The organism is Bacillus cereus group sp. BfR-BA-01381, from assembly GCF_022663555.1.
GTDB lineage: Bacteria > Bacillota > Bacilli > Bacillales > Bacillaceae_G > Bacillus_A > Bacillus_A pacificus.
In genome coordinates this window covers 1-223 of sequence record NZ_JAKUFR010000340.1, presented here as the reverse complement: position 1 = coordinate 223, position 223 = coordinate 1, and the positions used below count along the sequence as shown (strand labels likewise).

Genomic DNA, 223 nt, shown 5'->3' with positions numbered 1-223 from the left:
AGCAAGATTCTAAGCAAGGCGACTCAGATCAAGATAAACAACAAAACTCTAAACAAGACAACTCTGATCAAAGTAAACAACAAAACTCTAAACAAGACAACTCTGATCAAGGTAAACAGCAAAACTCTAAACAAGACAACTCTGATCAAGATAAACAGCAAAACTCTAAAGGTAATAGTATTTATAATTTTACGAAACCAGAAAAAGATCGTATTCATTCTCT

At 32.3% G+C, this 223-nt stretch carries 1 pseudogene; it reads left to right on the top strand.

Annotation, left to right across the window (positions count from 1 at the left end):
- Window positions 1–223: pseudogene (locus MR079_RS28945) on the top strand (spore germination protein); the annotation flags it as partial.